The sequence below is a fragment of the Nocardia sp. BMG111209 genome (assembly GCF_000381925.1).
In the GTDB taxonomy this organism is placed as follows: Bacteria; Actinomycetota; Actinomycetes; order Mycobacteriales; family Mycobacteriaceae; genus Nocardia.
This window is the reverse complement of the sequence record NZ_KB907307.1, coordinates 3,609,663-3,629,978: the sequence shown is the minus strand read 5'-3', so window position 1 is coordinate 3,629,978 and position 20,316 is coordinate 3,609,663. Positions and strand designations below refer to the sequence as shown.

Genomic DNA, 20,316 nt, shown 5'->3' with positions numbered 1-20,316 from the left:
GGAGCAATGACCGATATCGACATCGAACTGCGGGTCAACGGCGATCTGCGCCGGGACCGGGTACCACCGCGGCTGGTGCTCGCGGACTACCTGCGCACCCGATGCGGCCTCACCGGAACACATCTGGGCTGCGAGCACGGCGTGTGCGGGGCGTGCACGGTCCTGCTGGACGGGGCCGCGGTGCGGGCCTGCCTGATCTTCGCGGTGCAGGCCGACGGGTCGGAGATCACCACGGTGGAGGGCATCGCCGCCCCGGACGGTGAACTGTCCCCGGTGCAGGCGGCGTTCCGCGAACACCACGGCCTGCAGTGCGGTTTCTGCACACCGGGTTTCATCGTGTCGGCCACCGCGTTCCTGCGGGAGAACCCCGACCCGACCGAGGGGGAGATCCGGGAAGCGATCTCCGGCAACCTGTGCCGCTGCACGGGCTACCAGGGGATCGTGAAAGCCGTTGCGGCCGCGGCCGCTTCGACGAAGCACGACGCTGCCGCCGCGATGGGGCAGGAAACTCTGGAAGGATCAGCGTGAAACTCGAGAACACATTCGGCATACCCGTCCCGGCGGCGGACGCCTGGAAGGTGCTGCTGGATCTGGAGCGCATCGCGCCCTGTGTTCCCGGCGCCACCCTGACCGGCAGCGACGGGGACGCCTTCCAGGGCCGGATCAAGGTGAAGCTCGGCCCGATCGCCCTCACCTACAACGGCACCATCCGGATCGTGTCGGCGGACGAGGCCGCCCGGATCGCGGTACTCGAGGGCGGCGGCCGCGAGGCCCGCGGCAACGGCACCGCGAAGGCGACCATCACCTGCCGGCTCGTCGAATCCGGCGACAAGACCGACGTTTTCGTCGACACCGACCTGAACATCACCGGGAAGCCGGCCCAGTTCGGGCGCGGCGCCCTGGCGGAGGTGGCGGGTGCGCTGATCGGTCAGTTCGCCGGCAACCTGGCGGATCTGATCGTCGAGTCATCCTCCGCCGCAACGACTCCCGAAGCGGACACCCTCGAACCGGAGGCGGCCCCGGTCGCCGCGGTCCGGGCGGTGCCCGCACCGGGGACGAACGTGCAGCCCGCGGCGCGGCCGGCTGCCGAACCGATCGACCTGCTCTCCGCCGCCGGAATCGGCGGAGAGCGGGTCGGTCTGGTTGCCGCCGTGGCGGCGCTGCTGGCGGTCCTGGTGCTGTGGCGCCGCGACCGCAAGCGCCTGGCGTCGCGTTGAGCGACCGCCCGATGGGCATCCGATGTGCCGCCGGCCGGCGGCCGTCACTCCCGAGCAGAAAGTGAGCAGTCAGATGACGGGAAGAGTCGAGGGCAAGGTCGCCTTCATCAGTGGTGCGGCGCGTGGTCAGGGCCGCAGCCACGCCGTGCGGCTGGCCCAGGAGGGCGCCGACATCATCGCGGTCGACGTGTGCAAGAACGTCAGTGGCAGCGACGCCATCCCGGGGTCGACCCCCGAGGATCTGGCCGAGACCGCCGATCTGGTGAAGGGCCTGGGCCGGCGCATCGTCACCGCCGAGGTCGACGTCCGTGACTCCGAGGCGCTGCAGGCCGCCGTGGACAGCGGCGTCGAGCAGCTGGGCCGGCTGGACATCATCGCGGCCAACGCGGGCATCGGCAACGGTGGCGCGACGCTGGACAAGACCAGCGAAGAAGACTGGACCACGATGATCGACATCAACCTCGCCGGCATCTGGAAGACGGTGAAAGCCGGTGTGCCGCACATCCTCGCGGGTGGCAACGGCGGGTCGATCATCCTGACCAGCTCGGTCGGCGGCCTCAAGGCCTACCCGAACACCGGTCACTACGTGGCCGCCAAGCACGGCGTGGTCGGCCTCATGCGGGCGTTCGCGGTCGAGCTGGGCCAGCACAACATCCGGGTCAACTCGGTGCACCCGACCAACGTGAACACCCCGATGTTCATGAACGAGGGCACCATGAAGATGTTCCGGCCCGACCTGGAGCACCCGACCGCCGAGGACTTCAAGCCGGTCGCCCAGTTCATGCACGTGCTGCCGATCGGCTGGGTCGAGCCCGTCGACATCAGCAACGCCGTGCTGTTCCTGGCCTCCGACGAGGCCCGCTACATCACCGGTCTGACCATGACCGTCGACGGCGGCAGCACCCTGAAGTAAGCCGGTCGCCGGCATCGCGGTGGCGGAACGCTCCGGCGTCCGCCACCGCGCGGCGTTCACACCATGTCTCGGCCGCCGGGCGGTTCCGATATCTCGGCCGGCTGCGTGGCTTCCGACTGCGTGGTCTCGGGTTCCCTGGCTTACGGTTCTGTGGCTTCCGGTTCCGCAGCTTCCGGTTCGTCCGGCTCCAGCAGCGCCAGTTCGCGCTCGATCATCGTGAGCGCCTCCGCGTGCCCGCCGTCCATGCCGATGGCCTGCTCCAGCACCAGCGTCCGCGCCATCCCGGTCAGCATCACCGCCAGCGCACCCGGCGGGAAACGCTCGGCGTCCACCCCCGCGGCGGCGATGATCCCGGTCAGCGTCTCGGTCTGGATGGCGCGAAACCGTTCCGCCGCCTCCGCGAGCGCGGCCCGGATCGCCGGTCGGTGCACCGACAACCCCACGAATTCCAGGGTGATCCGCACATCCGCCGGATCGGTGCCGAACCGCCACAGCGCGTGCAGCGGCCGATCCGAGCGCAGCAGATCCGCCTGCAATCCCACCGCGCTCTCCACCCGCCGTTCCAGGATCGCCAGGAACAGATCGTCCATCGACCGGAAATAGTAGTGGACCAGCTGGAATTTCAGCCCGGCCCGCTCGGCCACCCGGCGCGCGGTCACCGCCGAATACCCCTGCTCGAGCATCAACTGCTCGGCGGCGTCGACGAGGATGCCGCGATTCTTCGCGTCGGGGCCCGCAACCCTGCGCGGCGCTGCCATCCGGCTCCTCCTCACCACGGCCCGGTCATGGGATCAATGATCATGCTAGCGCCGTCGCGCGTCGCCACCGCGGTCCGGTTTGCGACGATCGCCACGTCGTAGGCTGTCGATCATGTCGAGCACCGAACAGGCCACGAGAACGCCGGGGCTGACCGCCGCCGAGGTGGCACAGCGGGTGCGGGCGGGACAGGTCAACGACGTCCCCGACCGCGCCGCGCGGTCGGTGTCGGACATCGTCAAGGCCAACGTCTTCACCCGGATCAACGCGATCCTCGGCGTCCTGCTGATCCTGGTCCTGGTGACCGGATCCTATATCGACGCGATGTTCGGCCTGCTGATCGTGGCGAACAGCATCGTCGGCATCGTGCAGGAGTTGCGGGCCAAACGCACGCTGGACGCGCTGGCGATCGTCGGGCAGGCGCAACCGGTGGTGCGCCGCGACGGCGCCGCGGCGCCGGTGGCGCCGAACGAGGTGGTGCGCGACGACATCATCGAACTCGGCCCCGGCGACCAGATCGTGGTCGACGGGGAGGTGATCGAGTCCCGGCAGCTGGAGATCGACGAGTCGCTGCTCACCGGCGAGGCCGATCCCATCGACAAACCCGTTGGCGCGCAGGCGATGTCGGGCAGCTACGTATCCGCCGGCGCCGGCGCCTACCGGGCCACGAAGGTCGGCCGCGACGCCTACGCCGCGAAACTGTCCGCCGAGGCCAGCAAGTTCACGCTGGTGAATTCGGAGCTGCGCAGCGGTATCGACACCATCCTGAAGGTGATCACCTGGCTGCTGTTCCCGGCGGGCCTGGTCACCATCTACAACCAGTTGTTCTCCAGCCACCAGTCCTGGCGCGACGCGCTCGACGGCATGGTCGCGGCCCTGGTCCCGATGGTGCCGGAGGGGCTGGTGCTGATGACCTCGGTGGCCTTCGCGGTGGGTGTGGTCCGGCTGGGCCGGCGGCAGTGCCTGGTACAGGAACTCCCGGCCATCGAGGGCCTGGCCCGGGTCGACGTGGTGTGCGCCGACAAGACCGGCACCCTCACCGAGAACGGTATGACGCTGTCGGAAGTCCGTGCGGTGGGCGATCTTCCGGCGGATCGGCTGCGAGAGGTGCTGTCCGCCATGGCCGCCGCCGATCCGCGCCCCAACGCCAGTATCGCGGCGATCGCCGAGGCGCTGCCGGACGGGCCGGACTGGGAGCCGACCGCCGTCGCACCGTTCTCCTCGGCCCGGAAGTGGAGCGGACTGTCCTACGGCGAGCGCGGCAACTGGCTGCTCGGCGCGCCGGACGTGCTGCTGGAGCCCGGCAGCGAGATCGCGAGTACCGCACAGGATCTCGGCGCGCAGGGACTGCGGGTGCTGTTGCTCGCGCGCGGCGACCGCGCGGTGGACGCCGCCGAGGCCCCCGGTTCGGTCACCCCGGAGGCGCTGGTGGTGCTGGACCAGAAGGTCCGTCCCGACGCCCGGCCCACCCTCGAGTACTTCGCCGGCCAGGACGTGGCGATCAAGGTGATCTCCGGCGACAACGCCGTCTCGGTGGGCGCGGTGGCGACCTCGCTGGGCCTGCCCGGCGGCGATCACGCGGTGGACGCCCGCACGCTGCCGTCCGATCCCGCGGAACTGGCCGGCGTACTCGACCGCGAGACCACCTTCGGCCGGGTCCGCCCGGATCAGAAGCGCGCCATGGTCGGCGCGCTGCGCTCGCGCGGGCACACGGTCGCGATGACCGGCGACGGCGTCAACGACGTGCTGGCGCTCAAGGACGCCGATATCGGCGTCGCGATGGGATCGGGCAGTCCGGCGACCCGCGCGGTGGCGCAGATCGTGTTGCTGGACAACCGATTCGCCACCCTGCCGTATGTGGTGGGGGAGGGCCGCCGGGTGATCGGCAACATCGAGCGGGTGTCGAATCTGTTCCTCACCAAGACCGTCTACTCGGTACTGCTGGCCTTCACGGTGGGCATCGTGGGGATCGGATCCCAACTGTTCCACTACGATCCGCTGCCGTACCCGTTCCTGCCCCGGCACGTCACCATGGTGGCCTGGTTCACCATCGGCATCCCGGCCTTCATCCTGTCGCTGGCGCCGAACAACGAAAGGGCGCGAACCGGTTTCGTGCGCCGGGTGCTGCGGCTGGCGGTGCCGTCCGGGGTGGTGATCGGCACGGTCACCTTCGTCGCCTACCTGTTCGCGTACCGAGGCGCGGAGGCGTCCGAGGCGCAGCAGGTGCGCGCGGGCACCACCGCGCTCATCACGCTGCTGATCGTCGCGGTGTGGGTGCTGGCCATCGTGGCGCGGCCGTGGAACCTGTGGAAGATCCTGCTGATCGGCGGTTCGGTGGCCTTCTACCTGGTGCTGTTCGCGGTGCCGTTCACCCGGGACTTCTTCCGGCTGGACCCCTCGGACATCACGCTCACCGCGGTCGCGGTCGGCTGCGGGGCGATCGGCATCGTGCTGGTGACCGCCGCCTGGTGGTTCCTCGGCGAACGGCGCGGCCTGCTGCCCGCGGCGCCGGCACTCGAAAAGAGCTGACCCCGGCCATTTTTCGGGAAGCCAACTGGTCGGCCGATATGGCGCGCCGTGAACCGCGTTGTGCCGCGTGTTGATTGGCCGACGCGGGTACCTTCGGCGGTATGGAGGTTCTGCTGCATCAGATCGATGCGTTCGCCGACGCGCCGTTCACCGGAAATCCGGCGGCGGTGATGCCGCTGCTGTCCTGGCTGCCCGACGACCTGCTGCAACAGCTCGCCGAGGAGAACAACCTCGCCGAAACGGCCTTCTACACTTCGGCTCTGCCGATCGGGGCGGGCCTCCCGCCGGGCGAGGGGCCCGCGTTCCATCTGCGCTGGTTCACGCCGATGCTGGAGGTCGACATGTGCGGCCACGCGACCCTCGCGGCCGCCGCGTATCTGCTCGAGGATATGCACCCCGAGGCGGAGCAGGTGCAGTTCTTCACCCGCAGCGGCTGGCTGTCGGTCGAGCGCGCGGGCGAGGGGCTGCGGATGAGCCTGCCCGCGCTGCCGTCGATCGACGTCGAACCCGATCCGGCGCTGGCCGCCGCGCTCGGCGTGCGCCCGCTGCGCGCCCTGTCCGGACAGGACGAGATCATCGTGGTCGCCACCGAACACGAAGTGCGCACCGCCCGACCGGATTTCGGCGCCTTTCCACCGCTGCCCCGCGGCGTGATCCTGACCGCCCCCGGCGACAGCGCCGATTTCGTCTCCCGCTTCTTCGCCCCCGGCGTCGGCGTACCCGAGGATCCGGTCACCGGATCCGCCCACGCCCAGCTGACCCCGCTGTGGAGTCGCGACTTCGGCCGCACCGAACTGTCCGCGCGGCAGCTGTCCCGCCGCGGCGGCCTGCTGCACTGTGCCCTCGTCGGCGACCAGGTGCTGCTGTCCGGACACTGTCACCGCTACCTGGACGGCGTGGTGCAGCTGCCCGATTGAAAGCCGATGGCCCGCAAACCCTCTGCGCCGAGCAGTGGGTGACCGGCAGGTGCACGGTGCACGAATTCGCTTGCAGGACACGAGTTCGACCGGAACCGGCCGCGGAACCCGACACAATAGTCACCCGTACGCAGTAATCTGTCGCCACCCCGGTCGCCCGGCGATCGGGGTGGCCCGGCCGCCCACCTGATGAGGGGCGAGCGGCCGGGCACTCCCGGACCCTGCGCCGCCGGCCGTGCGTCGCGGTCTCGTTCAGCTCACAGCGCCGGGCCGGCGGCGGTGAAATCCGGGCAACACGGGCCAACACCACGGCCATCGTGGACTAATCGACCGGCAATACCCCGGTGCTGTGATGGGCGCCATGAGCGTCACAGAACCCACCACGATCTATGACCGAATCGGCGGCCACGAAGCGCTGGAGGCGGTTGTCGACGCCTTCTACATCCGCGTCCTCGCCGACCAGGAACTCGCCGGATTCTTCACCGGTACCAACATGTCCCGCCTGAAGGGCCGTCAGGTGGAATTCTTCGCCGCCGCCCTGGGCGGTCCCGATCCCTACACCGGCGCGCCGATGAAGCAGGTGCACCAGGGCCGCGGCATCACCCTGCACCATTTCACCCTGGTCGCCGGGCATCTGGCCGGTACCCTCACCGCCGCCGGGGTTCCGCCGGAGATCGTCGAGCAGATCATCGGAGCGGTTGCGCCGTTGTCCGGTGAGATCGCCTCGGGCGCCTGATCGGAACGCCGGCGGCATTCGCAGTGCGGGTGTCACGCGAGCGGGGCGGGTGCCACGCGGGATCCGGATCCCGCGTGGCACCCGCCCTTTCACGCCTCGCCCTTTCACACCTCAGCCCTTCACGCACAACACCTGCCGCAGGGTGGCGACCACCTCGACCAGATCCGCCTGGGCGGCGATGACCTCGTCGATATCCTTGTAGGCGGCCGGAATCTCGTCGACCACCCCGGCATCCTTGCGGGACTCCACGCCCTCGGTCTGCGCGATCAGATCCGCCACCGTGAACTGCTTCTTGGCGGCGCTGCGGCTCATCCGCCGGCCCGCACCGTGCGAGGCGGACTCGAACGACGCCGGATTGCCCTTGCCCCGAACCACATACGACCGCGTCCCCATCGAACCCGGGATCAGCGCGAGATCCCCGGCCCCGGCCCGGACCGCGCCCTTGCGGGTCACCAGCATCGGCACACCGTCGATGATCTCCTCGGCCACATAGTTGTGGTGGCAGGAGATCGGATCGTCGAATGTCACCGGCACCCCGGCGAATTCGTCCCGGACCGCCGAACACACCAGCGCGAGCATGACCGACCGGTTGCGGGCCGCGTACTCCTGCGCCCAGGTCAGGTCGCGTCGGTAGGCGGCCATCTCCGGTGTGCCGGACAGGAATACGGCCAGATCGCGATCGGGCAGATCCTGGTTGTGCGGCAGCGCGCGAGCCACGGTCATATGCCGCTCGGCCAGCTCCTTACCGATGTTGCGGCTACCCGAATGCAGCAGCACCCACACCCGATCGGTGGTGTCCAGGCACACCTCGATGAAGTGGTTACCGCCCCCGAGGGTGCCCATCTGCTTGTGCGCCTTGGACTCTCGCGGCCCCGCCACCGGATCCAGATCCCCGAAGGCCCGCCAGAACCGCTGCCACCCGGCCCGCAGCGTGGTGCCTGCGGCATGCTGCCCGACGACCCGCGCCTCCAGCCGGGTCACATCGACCGGATCGTCGTGCGCGCCGAACCCGACCGGCACCGCGCCCTCGATGCGGGTGCGCAACCCGTGCAGTCCGGCGGGCAGATCGGCGGCGGTCAACGAGGTCCGCACCGCCTCCATCCCGCAGCCGATATCGACCCCGACGGCGGCCGGCGCGACCGCGTCGCGCATGGCGATGACGGAACCGACGGTGGCGCCCTTCCCGAGATGCACGTCCGGCATCACACGGACGCCGTGCACCCATTCCAGTTGCGCGATATTGCGCAACTGTCGCAACGCGGCCGGCTCGACCTCGTGCTCGTGGGCCCACATCAGCGTCTGCGCCCGGGTACCGCGCAGCTCGACGGGAAACATTCCGGACTCCTTCCAGCGGTGTTCGTTTCCACCACGGTAGGAAACCGGACGCCCCGGACGCATCCGATTTATGCCGTGTCGCGCTCCGAATCCGCATCGAGTACCGCCGCATCCCCGGCCACGACCCGAATATCACCGGCATACAACGGAACCCGGGTACCCGCGTCGACCAGCGCGGCGAACCCGCCGTCGTCGGCCATGATCGTGACCGTGTAGAGCCGCTCGGTCGCCGAGGTATTGACGATCCGATGCGCGGAACCCGGTTGCAGCACCAAAATGTCGCCCGCGGTCAACTCGGCGACATGCTCGTCGCTGTGGGCGAGGGCCGTCCCGGACAGCACCAGGAAGATCTCCGCCGAATCCGGATGCGAATTCACCGGCTGCGCACCGCCGGGCTCCCAGATCTCCAGGAAAACACTTGCGGCGGAACCGTGTTCGGGACCGGCCAGGGTACACAGCCGGACCGTGTCGGCCGGGGAGATGAGGGAGGCGTGCAGATCGCCGAGGCGACGGACGACGGGCGGAGCGCCGGTCATGATCGGTCCTTTCCGAGGGCTGGGGTGAGCAGGGTGACCGGCCCGCAGTCGTGCCGGACGACCGGATTCCCGAGCAGATCGGCGCCGGGCCCGGCGGTGGTGGTCCCGGCGAGCAGCGCGGCCGCCGCGGCCGCGACCTCCCCGGCCGCCCGTCCCGGAAGTTCGGTGATCAGGTTGTGCGCGGGCAGGATTCGCCGGATCGGCAGGCCCGCCAACCGCGCGGTGGACGCCGCGAATGCGGCCGGATCGGCCCCCGCCCCGTGCAACCAGTGTGCCGCGGTGAGTACGGTGTCGCCGGAAAGCAGTGTGCCGGAAGCACGTTCGAACAGGCACAGCGCATCGGCCGCATGCCCGGGCGTATGCAGCACCTCGAACCGCCGATCACCCAGATCGAGGATCTCCCCGTCGGACAGCGAGCGCGTGACCGCCGTGGCCGCAATCGCCCAGCCGCTCAGATCCGGCAGCGCCCGCATCGCATCCAACCGGGCCTGAGTGAAGAAATACCCCCGATCCGCCGCCGCGAACCGCCGATACTCGTCGACGACCCCGGCCATCGCCACCGCATAGGCCCCCAGAAATCCCGGATCGGCTGCCCCGTGCGCACATCCGGACGCCGGATCGAGCGCCGCCGGATGCGCCGCGAAGTCGACGATGTCCGCGTGCGCGGCGAGATCGGCGTTCCCACCCCGATGATCGGTGTGGTGATGCGAGGACACCACCAGGATCGGCAGCGACGTCAGCCCGGTGACGACCCGCGAGATCGCCGCGATCCCCATCCCGGAATCGAACAGCAACGCCGACCGGCTGCCGACCACCAGATAACTGGCCACATGCCCGGGTTCGTTGATCAGATGAATCCCGTCACCGAGATCGCGCACCGCGAACCACTCCTCGGCCGCGGCACAGAATTCCCGCTGCGCTGACCCCACGGGACCTCCACAATGTTGATCACACTTACATCGGCAACCCTATTCGGACTGTATTGCGCCGACGTAAACCTCTCGGGACGGCCCATGACGCGCGGCCGCTCCACGTCCCGGCCACCGGTGACCACCTGCGGCACCCCGAACGGTCAACGTTCACACCGCCGTTACGCGAGATGTTCATGCCATCAACATTGCTGGCTAGGCTCGAAACGGTGAGCAGCCCTCCCGTCATCCCGGTCGACGATTTTCCCACCGACACCTCGATGTGGCGAGTGCTGCCGCCGGACGGCCCGCTGGTACCCGGCGATTACGGCCCCCTGAATCATGCCCGGGTGGCGGTGAAGGACCTCTTCGCGATCGCCGGCCAGCAGATCGGCGCGGGCAACCCGACCTGGCTGGCCGAAGCCCCCATCGAATCGGCCCATGCCGACGCGGTCGCCGCACTGCTGAACGCCGGCGCCGACATCACCGGCACCGCCCTCACCGACGAGCTCGCCTTCTCCCTGGAAGGCGCCAACATCCACTACGGGTCTATCCCCAATCCTATTGCCCCACAATACCTCTGCGGCGGCTCCAGCAGCGGCCCCGCCGCCGCGGTGGCCGCAGGCGTCGCCGACATCGGCCTGGGCACCGACACCGCCGGCTCGATCCGGGTCCCCGCCTCCTACTGCGGACTGTACGGCCTGCGTACCACCCACGATGCCGTCTCCCGCACCGGATTACTGGGCCTGGCACCGAGTTTCGACACCGTCGGCCTCCTGACGCGCGACCTGGACCTACTCACCCGAGCCGCCGACGCCCTGCTCCCGCCGCAGTCGCAGCACCCGATCACCACGATCCTGGTCGACCCCACCTTGATCGACTTGCTACCCCCGGCGGCGCGCGCCCCCTTCATGGATGCGGTGCATGCGCTCGGAGCGGAGGTGCGCTCGGTCAGTTTTCCGCTGCCCGAATATCTCGGCGCCGCCGGTCCGGAGGGTGTTCCGCCGAGTCCTGCGGCTTCTCTACCGGATCTCTCGGCCGATGCTGTGGCGTCCTCGTCGGGTCTTCCGGTGGATCCTGTGTCGGCCACGTCGGGTCGTCCGGCGGGTCCTGTGCGGTCCCAGCCGGGTTTTCCGGTGAGTCCTGTGCCGTCCCCATCGGGCCTTTCGGCGAATCCTGTGCCGTCCGCCGCGGCGAGTACGCCGCTGCACTCCGGGGTGGGCTTTCCTCCGCCCTCGTCGGCGGATCCGGCGCACCGACCTGCGGCGGCCGACGCCCTGAGCGTAGTTCTCGCTGCCTTCCGAGCTGTACAGGCGGCGGAAGCGTGGCGGCTGCACGGTGATTTCGTCACGAACCACCCCGGCGCCCTAGCCCCGGAGATCGCCGCCCGATTCGAATTCGGCCGCTCCGTGACCCCCGAAGCCGAAGCGAGCGCCCGAAAAGTATTGGACCACACCAGAAAAGCGTGGCATGCCGCGCTGCCTCCCGGCACCGCCTTCGCCCTCCCCGCCGCGGCCTCCCCGGCGCCGCACCGCAACGCCGATTCTGCCGCTGTTGAGGCGACCCGCCAGGCAACCCTCCGCCTGACGTGCCATGCCTCCCTGGCCGGCCTGCCCGCCCTGACCCTGCCCGCGCTCCAACTCGACGGCCTACCGCTGGGCCTGTGCCTGCTCGCCGGTCCAGGCCAGGATCGCAGCCTGCTGACCTTCGCCGCCCGATCATGACCAGGGTCGTCGGCGCCGGGGCCACACTCGTATCCGGCTCTCATATAAGCACTTTCCACCGTAAGCACTCCATGCTGCGCCCTTCGACCGTGTCGCGTCGACAGCCGGACGATATCGACAGGCAGGCCGTCGCATCGACTGCCGTGATGGTCCCGAACCAGAAGCGTTGTCACACAACAGGAGTCGGTCGGCAATCCGGATCGGAACAGAAATGAGCAGCACCGTGCATCACCGTAATCGCTGGACGCTGACCCCGGATCGAGCCGACCTCCGCCGCGAACCCCGCCCGCCCCGGTCGATCGAATTGCCCGCCCTCCCACAGGATCTGCTACTGGACCTGGAGCGTACCGCCCTGCTGATAGTCGACCTGCAGAACGATTTCTGCCATCCGGACGGCTGGCTGGCGAGCATCGGCGTAGACATCTCCGGTACCCGGGCCGCAGTCGAAACCGTCGCCACCGCACTGCCCGTACTGCGCGCCGCGAAAGTCCCAGTGGTCTGGGTGAACTGGGGCAACCGCCCCGACCGCGCCAACCTTCCCCCGAACGTGCTACACGTCTACGACCCAGCCGGGAAAGGCAACGGAATCGGCAGCCCCGCAAGCCCTTCCAGCACCGCCGTCCTGGAGGCAGGCAGCTGGGGCGCCGCCGTCGTAGACGATCTCGAAATAGTCCCCGAAGACCTCCGAATCGACAAGTACCGAATGAGCGGATTCGTAGATACCCCACTGGATTCCGTACTCCGCAACCTCCGAGTGGACACCCTGCTGTTCGCAGGCGTAAACGCCGACCAATGCGTCCTCGCCACCTTGATGGACGCCGCGAACATCGGCTACGACGTGGTCATGCTCACCGACGCCGTCGCCACCACATCCCCAGTGTATTGCCTGGACGCCACCGTCTACAACGTGCGCCAATGTTTCGGATTCACCGCAGCCACAGCCGATTTGACCAAAGCTCTGGAAGATGACGCATCGGCGTAGCCGCCAAGCCGCCGGCCGGGTTTCGGCCGACCTTTTGAACGGTGCCGCATCCGCACTGTCAGCAAGTTGCTGACCCAGCTTCGGCAAATATTCCGGAAGGTTGCGCGGCGGCATTGTCGGCAGGCTGCCGACGAGGTTTTCGGCCGAGGCCCTGGGAGGTGGCGAGGCGCCATTGTCGGAGGGCTGTAGATCGGGTTTCGACCAAGGTCCTGGAAAGTGCCGCATCGGCGTCGTCGCCAATTTTATGACCAGTTTCGGTCGAGGTTCTGGAACAGGTTGCGCAGCGGGCACTGTCGGCAAGCTGTTGGTCGGGATTTGTTTCTGGACGGTGCCGCATTCGCATTGTCGGCAAGTTTGTGACCCGGTTTCGACCGAGGTTCTGGAAGGTGGCGCATCCACGTCGTCGGCAAGCTGCCGACCTGGTCTCGACCGAGGCGTCAAGAGGGCCGCACTGGTGTCGTCGAAAAGCCGCTGCCCCCTGTCCGGCGACCGGCGAAGGATGTGGCGGCCAGGTTCGGATCGAAGCCCGTTTCAGGTGTCACAACCGACTGTCCAGTCGCAACCATCGGAGCCCCGACACGCCCGAATGCCCTGTTAGAACTGGTTTTAGCACTAGCGTGTCCGATCTGAGGGCGGATATCATGGGCACATGCGTTCGAGCCTGGAAGCAGTCGAAGACCCCGCCGCGGAGGCCGCCCTCCGCGCGCTGGAGGCCGCTGCCGCTCAGGTCTCGAACCTGTCCACCGGAGCGTTCACGAACCGGGATCGTCTCATGTTGATCCGCCGCGTCGAGACAGTGGTACGTATGTTGCCCGCCGCCGGCCTCGAGTGGACAGCTCAAATGAACGAGCAGTGGTCGAATACCGAGTTCCCGGCAAACAATCTCGTCGATACACTCGCGGACAGCCTTCGTATCACCCCGGCCGAAGCGCGTGCCCGCTGCCGGGCTGCCGACGATCTGGCCCACCATGTCGGAATGACCGGTGAGACGCTGGCACCGTTATTGTCGGAAACCGCAGCAGCCCAGCGCGCCGGTACGATCGCTCCCGCCCACGTGAAAATCATCCGGGATGTAATGCACCATCTGCCGGTCACTGTCGATGCGGCGATGCGCGCGGATGCCGAGGTGATGCTCGCCGGTCATGCCCGTGAGCTGCGTCCGGATCAGTTGCGAAAGGTCGCCGACAAACTGGAAGCATTGATCAACCCCGACGGTACATTCACCGACGCCGATCGTGCTCGCCGCCGCGCGTTCACCATGGGCCGCCAAGGCCCCGACCTGATGTCGAAATGCACCGTCATCGCAGACCCGGAACTGCGAGCGTACCTGGAGGCGATCTTCGCCAAGTTCGCCAAGCCCGGCCTCTTGAACCCGGACGACCCGGCCCCCCTGACCGATGGTGATCCGGAAGAGGCTGTCGCGCAGCGTGATACCCGCAATGCCGCCCAACGCCAACACGATGCGGTCAAGGCGGTGCTGCGCGACAGTATCGCCTCGGGCCGATTGGGTCAGCACCGCGGCCTGCCGGTCACCGTGGTCGTCTCGATGACGTTGCAGGAACTGGAAAACGCTGTAGCCCAGGCAACATCGGAGGGCTCGGCAGTCACCATCTCCGGCCCCGCAGTGGCAACCGGTGGCGGCGCGATGATTTCGATCGGCGACGCCATCCGCCTGGCATCGCACGCCCACCATTATCTAGCGATATTCGACAACCACAACGGCCGCCCGCTCTACCTGGGCCGCACGAAGCGAATCGCGTCCCCCGATCAGCGAATAGTGTTGCACGCCCGCGACATCGGCTGCACCTTCCCAGGTTGCACCAAACCCGGCTACCTTTGCCAGGTTCACCATCGCACCGACTGGGCCGCCGGTGGCAGCACCGATGCCGACCAACTGACCTTCGCCTGCGAACCCCACCACCAGCAGGTAGGGACCCATGCCACCGGCTGGGACACCCACACCGCCGCGGCCGGGGCCCGCGATGCCGGACGCACCCAATGGATACCACCGGTCCACATCGATCCGGCCCGCCGCCCAAGGGTCAACCGATACCACCATCCCGCCGAATACTTCGCCCCCACACCACCTCCGGTCTACCGAAAACCGGGTTGACCGGGGTTGCCACCCCCGCCGCCACCCGCCTCGTCACCGACGGAGGCGGGCAGCGGCACGTGGCCACCACGCTGACCGAGCGCCACCGGCCCGATAGCCGAATACTTCACGTCCGTGCATGACCCGGTCTGCCGAAATCCAGCTCGATCGAGGGTGTGTCGCCTCAGCCTCCCGGCCCGCGGCGACCGGGTCACGATCGGATCGGGGGCCTTCTCGTGTCGGACAAGTAGCGGACGGACCCGGGCGCTCGATTCGAAGACAAGGTCGCCGACGTGTCACCCGGTGAACCCATCGCAGTACCCGCCGCAACACCACCGGCAGCGATATTCCTTTCGACCATCGCGGTCAATCGGTATCGGTCATGGACATCGCGAAACAACCCGCACCGGTTCAACCGTTTCGACGACCGGTGATCAGGCGCATTTCGTCACCGCGGCAGCAGGTCTGAGGCGGGCCGCAGGTCGTGCCGATGCGCCACCTGCTCGCGAGCCTCGGCTCGGTAGCCGATACCGCCCATGTTCTGGCGTCCCCACGCGCCCCGGGTGCATGACGGCGAAGACGATCAGCGTGCGCGAGTTCCGCAACGAATCCACTGCAGTGCTGAACGAACTGGAGGCCGGGAAAGCTTCGTTCTGACCTGCAAGGGAACACCGACAGCCGAAGGACACCCGCTGCGAGTCGAACGCAAGCCGACCACCGAAGAATCGCAGCGAATTTCGTGTTGAGTCCGTCACCCGATCACCGGGCCCTGTGCGCGGAACTCGACGAATACTCCACTTCCGAAGGCCTCGATTCACAACCAACCCTCGTCACGCCCTGACCCGTCCGGCGCTCAGAGCTCCAGTACCAACCGCGCCCCGCACCCGCGCGAGACGCAGATCATCATGGTCTCTCCCTCCGCGCGTTCCTGCGAGGACAGAATCGCGTCACGGTGTTCGATCTCGCCGCTGACGACCGAGGTTTCGCAGGTGCCGCAGGTACCTTCGCGGCAGGAGGAGACGGTGACCACGCCGTGTTCCTCGGCGATGTCCAAAATGGAGCGGCCCGGTGGAACCGTCAGCACCAGACCGGAATTCGCGAGGGACACTTCGAAGGGGATATCGTCGGCGCTGTCGGTGGTCGTCGCGACGAAACGTTCGGTGAACACGTCGACGGCCGGCAGTGGGGCACAGGCGCTTTCCACGGCATCGATCAAACCGGCGGGGCCACAGACGTAGACGGCGGTGCCGCGGGCGGTACCGGCCAGCAGCGCGCCGAGGTCGAGGCGGCCGGCCGCTCCGGAATGATGGACAGTGACCGCATCGCCGTGAACACTGCGCAATTCGGTTGCGTAGGCGGCCGTTTCGGGGCTGTGCGCGGTGAGGATCAGTCGCCACGGCCGGCCGGTACGGGCAGCGGCCGACAGCAGAGCCGGCATCGGGGTGATACCGACGCCACCCGCGACGAAGACGTAGCCGAGCGCGCGCACGAGCGGAAAATGGTTGCGGGGCAGGCGAATCGAGAGCGACGCTCCGGGGCTAAGCTCGTGCAGGCGCACCGAACCGCCGCGGCCGCCGGGTTCGCGCAGGACCGCGATCCGGTAGACGGACACATCGGCCGGATCGGAGCACAGCGAGTACTGGCGTTCGGCGCCGGTGTCCAGGAGTACGTCGATGTGCGCGCCGGCCTCCCAGGGCGGCAGCGGGACGCCGTCGGGGCGGGCGAGGGTGAATTCGTCGATGTCGCGAGCCACCGTACGGCGTTCGCGGAGAACGACATCGATCGTTTCGTTCGTGTTCATGAGGGCCCTCTCGAAAGGTCGGCCCCACCGGATTGTGTTCCCAGCCACGGGATCTCGATTACGCGCCGGTCTCCGGCCGCCCGGCGGCCTTCACGACGATCAGCCGGGCGCTCACGCAATCCACCACCCGCCAGCGGTGTGGTGTGCCGCCAGTGTAGTAGAGACTGTCGCCCTCGGTGAGCCGGGCCTGGCCGTGATCGCCGAGATCGGCGACGATCGTCCCGCCGACCACGTACAGCCACTCGTCCTCGTCGTGCACGAAGTAGGGGCCGAAGTCGGTGTGCACCTCGATGAACTCCTGTGGGTAGAAGGCCGCGCGGCCGTGCACCAGCAGCCGGGTGGAACCCTGGTCGGAGCCGGTCCGGGCGATGCCGCGGGGTAGCTGCAGGCCGTCGTGCGAGCGGACCACCCGCATCGAGCCCGGCTTGCCCTCGCCGCCGGCCCGGGTGTCGGCGGCGATCATCAGCTCCACCTGGGTGGTGCCCAGGGCCTCGGCGAGCCGGGCCAGCGTCATCATGCTGGGCCGGGCGAGGCCGCGTTCCAGCTGGCTGAGGAACGGATGCGAGATCTGGGCCTGTTCGGCCAGCGATACGATGGTGAGGCCGAGGCCGCGACGTCTGCGGCGTATTTCGGCGCCGAGGGCGTGCTGTTCGTCGTCGGGCACGATGTCTGCCTCCCAGCTCGTCGTCTCCGAGTCGGAGACGGTTTAACAAGACCGAAGCCGCGCTGTTCATGGGATCGAAATATTGCGGTTCGATAGTTCCTAAATGTTGATGTCATCAACATAGCTCACTGCAGAGCCCCGCCGTACCAGCCACGGGCGGATCCCCAGATCTTCGCACAGTCCGAGGGAGCGATATGGAACAGCCACTGCCACATCGTATTTCACGATTGTGTGGTGCGATGCTGCCCGACGGCTCGGTGGTCGACGTCGAGGTGCGCGACCCGGGCATCGTGTCGGCGGTCGAACCGCATCGCCCGGAGCGGGTCGTCGACACCGCCGCGGGCGAGGTGGACCTGCGGGGGTATGTGCTGCTGACCGCTCCCGCCGAGCCGCACGCTCATCTGGACAAGGCGCTGTCCTGGGACACGCTGGTGCCGCCGCTGGGCGATCTGGGCGCGGCGATCACCAGCTGGCGGGCCGGGTGCGCGGTGTTCACCGAGCAGTCCTTCCGGGAACGCGCGCTCGCGGCGGCGCTGGCGCTGCTGCGCAACGGCACCACCGCGGTGCGCACCCACGTCGATCTGCTCGACGGCCCCGATCCGTTGCGCGGGCTGCGTGCGGTGGTGGCGGTCCGGGAGCGGCTGCGCGAACTGATGGACGTGCAGATCGTGGCGCTCACCCCGAACACCGCCCCTGCGGAACTGGTGGACGCGGCACTGGATGCCGGCGCCGATCTGGTCGGTGGCGCGCCGCATGTCGCGCCTGATCCGCTCGCCGAGACCGATCGGCTGCTCGATATCGCGATGCGGCGCGGGGTCGGGGTGGATCTGCACGTCGACGAATTCCTCGACGGCGACCACTTCATGCTCGGCCACTTCGCCGACCGGGTCGCCGACTGGCCGGCCGAGCGGATCCGCACCGCCGGGCACTGCTGCCGGCTGTCCACCCTCGCCCCCGAGGAACTCGAACCGCTGCTGAAGACGGTGGCGCACAGCGGAATCGGCGTCGTCAGCCTTCCGGTGACCAATCTGTACCTGCAGGGCCGCGACCACCGGGTGAGCACGCCGCGCGGGCTCACCGCCCTCGCCGCCCTGCTCGAGGCGGGTATCCCGCTGGCCGCCGGCGCGGACAACGTGCGTGATCCGTTCAACCCGATCGGCCGCAGCGATGCGCTCGAGACCGCCGCGCTGCTGATCGCCGCGGGGCATCTGGACCCGGCGACGGCCGCGCATCTGGTCACCGACGGCGCCCGCACGGTGCTGGGCCTGCCCGATGCCGGTCCGCGGCCGGGCGCGGCCGCGGAACTGCTGGCCGTGCGCGGCACCGGCCTGCTCGGCGTGATCGCCGACGCGCCCGCCGATCGGGTGGTCGTGCATCGCGGCGCGATCGTCTCGATCAGCGAAACCATTTATCGCACAGCAGAACTCGCGGCAACGGAGGTATCAGTTCCATGAGCGTCACGATGAACACGGCACCACCGCGGCGGGGCAGTCAGGTGCTCGGCTTCGAGGATGTCGAACTCACCTATCCCAACGGTACGGTGGCGTTGCGCGGCGTCGACCTCGTCGTGCGGGCCGGTGAATTCGTCAGTGTCGTAGGCCCTTCCGGCTGCGGCAAGTCCACCCTGCTGCGGATCGCCTCGGGCCTGGACCGGGCCACCGGCGGCTATGCGCAGGTCGGTGCGAACCGGATCGGCTACGTTTTCCAGGACGCGACGCTGCTGCCGTGGCGGACCGTCCGCGACAATGTCGCGTTGCTCGCCGAACTCGACCATATCGGCCGGGCCGAGCGCTACCGGCGCGCCGACGAGGCGATCGAGCTGGTCGGGCTGGCCGGATTCGCGGATCACCTGCCGCGCATGCTGTCCGGCGGCATGAAGATGCGGGTGTCGCTGGCCCGCTCGCTGACCGTCGATCCGGAACTGTTCCTGTTCGACGAGCCGTTCGGCGCGCTGGACGAGATCACCCGGGAACGGCTCGGCGGCGAGATCAGCGAGCTGTTCGCCGCGCGCCGGTTCGCCGGGCTGTTCATCACCCATTCGGTCGCGGAGGCGGTGTTCCTGTCCTCGCGGGTGGTGGTGATGTCCGGCCGGCCGGGCACCGTGGTCGACGAGATCGACATCCCCTTCGACTTCCCGCGCCGCGAGGATCTCCGGTTCACCCCGGAGTTCGCCGCTCTGGCCGGGCGGGTGTCCAAGGCGTTACGAGGAGGTCAGCAGTGAGAACCGAGACAGCGGCGCAGTTCGGAGCCGAGAGTTCCACCGCCGCAATGAGTTCCGAAACCGCGGACGAGACACGGACCACCGCGGGGGAGACCGGGACGGCGCCGGGGGCAGCCACTGCCGCGGAGTCTGGACAGCGGGCGGAGATCGGCTCCGCCGCAATCGAATCCGAGCCGCCCGCGCCGCGCTCCCGGCGCTGGAACCCCGCCGCGATCCTCGCCCCGACCGTGGTGTTCGCTCTGGTCGTCGGTCTGTGGTACTTCGCCTCCTACGAAATCCTGGCGCCCTCCCGGCGTTTCCTGCTGCCCCCACCGCAGGACGTCCTGACCAAGGGCCTGCTCGGACCGTCCGGCCCCGATATGTGGCAGGCGCTGGAACGCACCACCGTGGTGGCGCTGACCGGGCTGGCGATCGCGGTGGTGCTCGGCATCGCCTGGGCGATCCTGATGTCACAGGCCGGCTGGGCCGAACGCGCACTGTTCCCGTATGCCGTGGTGATGCAGTGCGTCCCGATCCTCGCGCTGGTGCCGTTGATCGGCTTCTGGTTCGGATTCGGTTTCGTCGCACGGGTTTTCGTGTGCGTCTTGATCGCGCTGTTCCCGGTCGTGTCGAATACGCTGTTCGGGCTGAAGTCGGTGGATCAGGGCCTGCGGGATCTGTTCGCGCTGCGCGGCACCGGCCGCCTGACCGTACTGCGCAAACTGGAATTCCCGGCGGCCCTGCCCGCGATCTTCGCCGGGGTGCGGATCTCCGCCGGACTGTCGGTGGTCGGCGCCATCGTCGGCGACTTCTTCTTCAAACAGGGCGATCCCGGTATCGGCATCCTCATCGACAACTACCGCTCCCGGCTGCAATCCCCGCAGCTGTTCGCCGCGATCCTGCTGGCCTCGGCACTCGGCGTGGTCGTCTTCGGCCTGTTCGGCTGGGTGTCGCGCCGCGTGGTCGGCAACTGGTACGACTCCGCCCGCCGCTGAACCTCTCCCTC

At 68.5% G+C, this 20,316-nt stretch carries 18 protein-coding genes; 12 read left to right on the top strand and 6 right to left on the bottom strand.

The window, feature by feature from the left end:
• Positions 1 to 6 precede the first annotated feature (6 nt).
• The 3 genes from G361_RS0116715 to G361_RS0116705 all read left to right on the top strand — a co-directional run bounded on the left by G361_RS0116715 (position 7) and on the right by G361_RS0116705 (position 2,130).
• On the top strand, positions 7 to 528 hold the full coding sequence (locus G361_RS0116715; RefSeq protein WP_019928243.1) for a (2Fe-2S)-binding protein: 522 nt from the start codon (positions 7 to 9) through the stop codon (positions 526 to 528).
• Positions 525 to 1,217 (top strand): SRPBCC family protein, encoded by a 693-nt coding sequence (locus G361_RS0116710; protein ID WP_019928242.1) that lies wholly within the window; start codon positions 525 to 527, stop codon positions 1,215 to 1,217. The genes G361_RS0116715 and G361_RS0116710 overlap by 4 nt, the downstream gene beginning before the upstream one ends.
• A gap of 73 nt (positions 1,218 to 1,290) precedes the next feature.
• A complete protein-coding gene (locus G361_RS0116705) occupies positions 1,291 to 2,130 on the top strand; it encodes a mycofactocin-coupled SDR family oxidoreductase (protein WP_026343116.1) in 840 nt (279 codons plus the stop codon).
• Between the two features lie 140 nt (positions 2,131 to 2,270).
• Here the strand turns inward: G361_RS0116705 and G361_RS0116700 are convergent, their stop codons facing one another.
• Complete coding sequence (locus G361_RS0116700) at positions 2,271 to 2,888, bottom strand: TetR/AcrR family transcriptional regulator (RefSeq protein ID WP_019928240.1); 618 nt, start codon at positions 2,886 to 2,888, stop codon at positions 2,271 to 2,273.
• A 112-nt stretch (positions 2,889 to 3,000) separates the two neighbouring features.
• On the opposite strand from G361_RS0116700, the gene G361_RS0116690 reads away from it, so the two are divergent.
• From G361_RS0116690 to G361_RS0116680, 3 genes are all read left to right on the top strand, one after another.
• On the top strand, positions 3,001 to 5,415 hold the full coding sequence (locus G361_RS0116690; protein ID WP_019928239.1) for an HAD-IC family P-type ATPase: 2,415 nt from the start codon (positions 3,001 to 3,003) through the stop codon (positions 5,413 to 5,415).
• Between the two features lie 101 nt (positions 5,416 to 5,516).
• Positions 5,517 to 6,332 carry a PhzF family phenazine biosynthesis protein gene (locus G361_RS0116685; RefSeq protein ID WP_019928238.1) on the top strand — a complete coding sequence of 272 codons (816 nt, stop codon included), beginning with the start codon at positions 5,517 to 5,519 and terminating at the stop codon, positions 6,330 to 6,332.
• Positions 6,333 to 6,693: 361 nt separating this feature from the next.
• Positions 6,694 to 7,068, top strand: coding sequence for a group 1 truncated hemoglobin (locus G361_RS0116680; RefSeq protein WP_026343115.1), 375 nt, complete (start codon positions 6,694 to 6,696; stop codon positions 7,066 to 7,068).
• 111 nt (positions 7,069 to 7,179) lie between these two features.
• On the opposite strand, the gene G361_RS0116675 is transcribed toward G361_RS0116680, so the two are convergent.
• The 3 genes from G361_RS0116675 to G361_RS0116665 form a co-directional block, all read right to left on the bottom strand.
• On the bottom strand, positions 7,180 to 8,403 hold the full coding sequence (locus G361_RS0116675) for an RtcB family protein (RefSeq protein ID WP_019928236.1): 1,224 nt from the start codon (positions 8,401 to 8,403) through the stop codon (positions 7,180 to 7,182).
• A 68-nt stretch (positions 8,404 to 8,471) separates the two neighbouring features.
• Entirely contained in the window at positions 8,472 to 8,939 is a 468-nt protein-coding gene (locus G361_RS0116670; protein ID WP_019928235.1) for a cupin domain-containing protein, read from the bottom strand.
• A complete protein-coding gene (locus tag G361_RS0116665) occupies positions 8,936 to 9,868 on the bottom strand; it encodes an MBL fold metallo-hydrolase (protein ID WP_019928234.1) in 933 nt (310 codons plus the stop codon). Before G361_RS0116665 ends, G361_RS0116670 begins: the two co-directional genes overlap by 4 nt.
• A gap of 209 nt (positions 9,869 to 10,077) precedes the next feature.
• Between G361_RS0116665 and G361_RS43865 the strand changes: the two genes are divergently transcribed.
• From G361_RS43865 to G361_RS0116650, 3 genes are all read left to right on the top strand, one after another.
• Positions 10,078 to 11,571, top strand: coding sequence for an amidase family protein (locus tag G361_RS43865; RefSeq protein WP_019928233.1), 1,494 nt, complete (start codon positions 10,078 to 10,080; stop codon positions 11,569 to 11,571).
• A 211-nt stretch (positions 11,572 to 11,782) separates the two neighbouring features.
• Positions 11,783 to 12,553, top strand: coding sequence for a cysteine hydrolase family protein (locus G361_RS0116655; protein WP_019928232.1), 771 nt, complete (start codon positions 11,783 to 11,785; stop codon positions 12,551 to 12,553).
• Positions 12,554 to 13,202: 649 nt separating this feature from the next.
• Entirely contained in the window at positions 13,203 to 14,666 is a 1,464-nt protein-coding gene (locus G361_RS0116650) for an HNH endonuclease signature motif containing protein (RefSeq protein WP_019928231.1), read from the top strand.
• An 832-nt stretch (positions 14,667 to 15,498) separates the two neighbouring features.
• Here G361_RS0116650 and G361_RS0116640 read toward each other — a convergent pair.
• Positions 15,499 to 16,446, bottom strand: a complete 948-nt coding sequence (locus G361_RS0116640) for a PDR/VanB family oxidoreductase (protein WP_019928229.1) — start codon at positions 16,444 to 16,446, stop codon at positions 15,499 to 15,501.
• A gap of 58 nt (positions 16,447 to 16,504) precedes the next feature.
• A complete protein-coding gene (locus G361_RS0116635) occupies positions 16,505 to 17,110 on the bottom strand; it encodes a helix-turn-helix domain-containing protein (RefSeq protein WP_019928228.1) in 606 nt (201 codons plus the stop codon).
• A gap of 194 nt (positions 17,111 to 17,304) precedes the next feature.
• Here G361_RS0116635 and G361_RS0116630 point away from each other — a divergent pair, with 194 nt between their 5' ends.
• From G361_RS0116630 to G361_RS0116620, 3 genes are read left to right on the top strand one after another with little or no spacing between them, the layout of a single operon-like run.
• Positions 17,305 to 18,564 carry an amidohydrolase family protein gene (locus G361_RS0116630; protein WP_036494135.1) on the top strand — a complete coding sequence of 420 codons (1,260 nt, stop codon included), beginning with the start codon at positions 17,305 to 17,307 and terminating at the stop codon, positions 18,562 to 18,564.
• Positions 18,561 to 19,331, top strand: a complete 771-nt coding sequence (locus tag G361_RS0116625; protein WP_019928226.1) for an ABC transporter ATP-binding protein — start codon at positions 18,561 to 18,563, stop codon at positions 19,329 to 19,331. Before G361_RS0116630 ends, G361_RS0116625 begins: the two co-directional genes overlap by 4 nt.
• A gap of 47 nt (positions 19,332 to 19,378) precedes the next feature.
• Entirely contained in the window at positions 19,379 to 20,305 is a 927-nt protein-coding gene (locus tag G361_RS0116620) for an ABC transporter permease (RefSeq protein ID WP_019928225.1), read from the top strand.
• The last annotated feature ends 11 nt before the right edge of the window (positions 20,306 to 20,316 follow it).

Excerpts from the sequence above, each read along its gene's own strand:
- G361_RS0116715 (WP_019928243.1), top strand. The coding sequence starts at position 7 with ATGACCGATATCGACATCGAACTGCGGGTCAACGGCGATCTGCGCCGG.
- G361_RS0116705 (WP_026343116.1), top strand. The coding sequence starts at position 1,291 with ATGACGGGAAGAGTCGAGGGCAAGGTCGCCTTCATCAGTGGTGCGGCG.
- G361_RS0116700 (WP_019928240.1), bottom strand. The coding sequence starts at position 2,888 with ATGGCAGCGCCGCGCAGGGTTGCGGGCCCCGACGCGAAGAATCGCGGC.
- G361_RS0116690 (WP_019928239.1), top strand. The coding sequence starts at position 3,001 with ATGTCGAGCACCGAACAGGCCACGAGAACGCCGGGGCTGACCGCCGCC.
- G361_RS0116685 (WP_019928238.1), top strand. The coding sequence starts at position 5,517 with ATGGAGGTTCTGCTGCATCAGATCGATGCGTTCGCCGACGCGCCGTTC.
- G361_RS0116680 (WP_026343115.1), top strand. The coding sequence starts at position 6,694 with ATGAGCGTCACAGAACCCACCACGATCTATGACCGAATCGGCGGCCAC.
- G361_RS0116675 (WP_019928236.1), bottom strand. The coding sequence starts at position 8,403 with ATGTTTCCCGTCGAGCTGCGCGGTACCCGGGCGCAGACGCTGATGTGG.
- G361_RS0116670 (WP_019928235.1), bottom strand. The coding sequence starts at position 8,939 with ATGACCGGCGCTCCGCCCGTCGTCCGTCGCCTCGGCGATCTGCACGCC.
- G361_RS0116655 (WP_019928232.1), top strand. The coding sequence starts at position 11,783 with ATGAGCAGCACCGTGCATCACCGTAATCGCTGGACGCTGACCCCGGAT.
- G361_RS0116650 (WP_019928231.1), top strand. The coding sequence starts at position 13,203 with ATGCGTTCGAGCCTGGAAGCAGTCGAAGACCCCGCCGCGGAGGCCGCC.
- G361_RS0116640 (WP_019928229.1), bottom strand. The coding sequence starts at position 16,446 with ATGAACACGAACGAAACGATCGATGTCGTTCTCCGCGAACGCCGTACG.
- G361_RS0116630 (WP_036494135.1), top strand. The coding sequence starts at position 17,305 with ATGGAACAGCCACTGCCACATCGTATTTCACGATTGTGTGGTGCGATG.
- G361_RS0116625 (WP_019928226.1), top strand. The coding sequence starts at position 18,561 with ATGAGCGTCACGATGAACACGGCACCACCGCGGCGGGGCAGTCAGGTG.
- G361_RS0116620 (WP_019928225.1), top strand. The coding sequence starts at position 19,379 with ATGAGTTCCGAAACCGCGGACGAGACACGGACCACCGCGGGGGAGACC.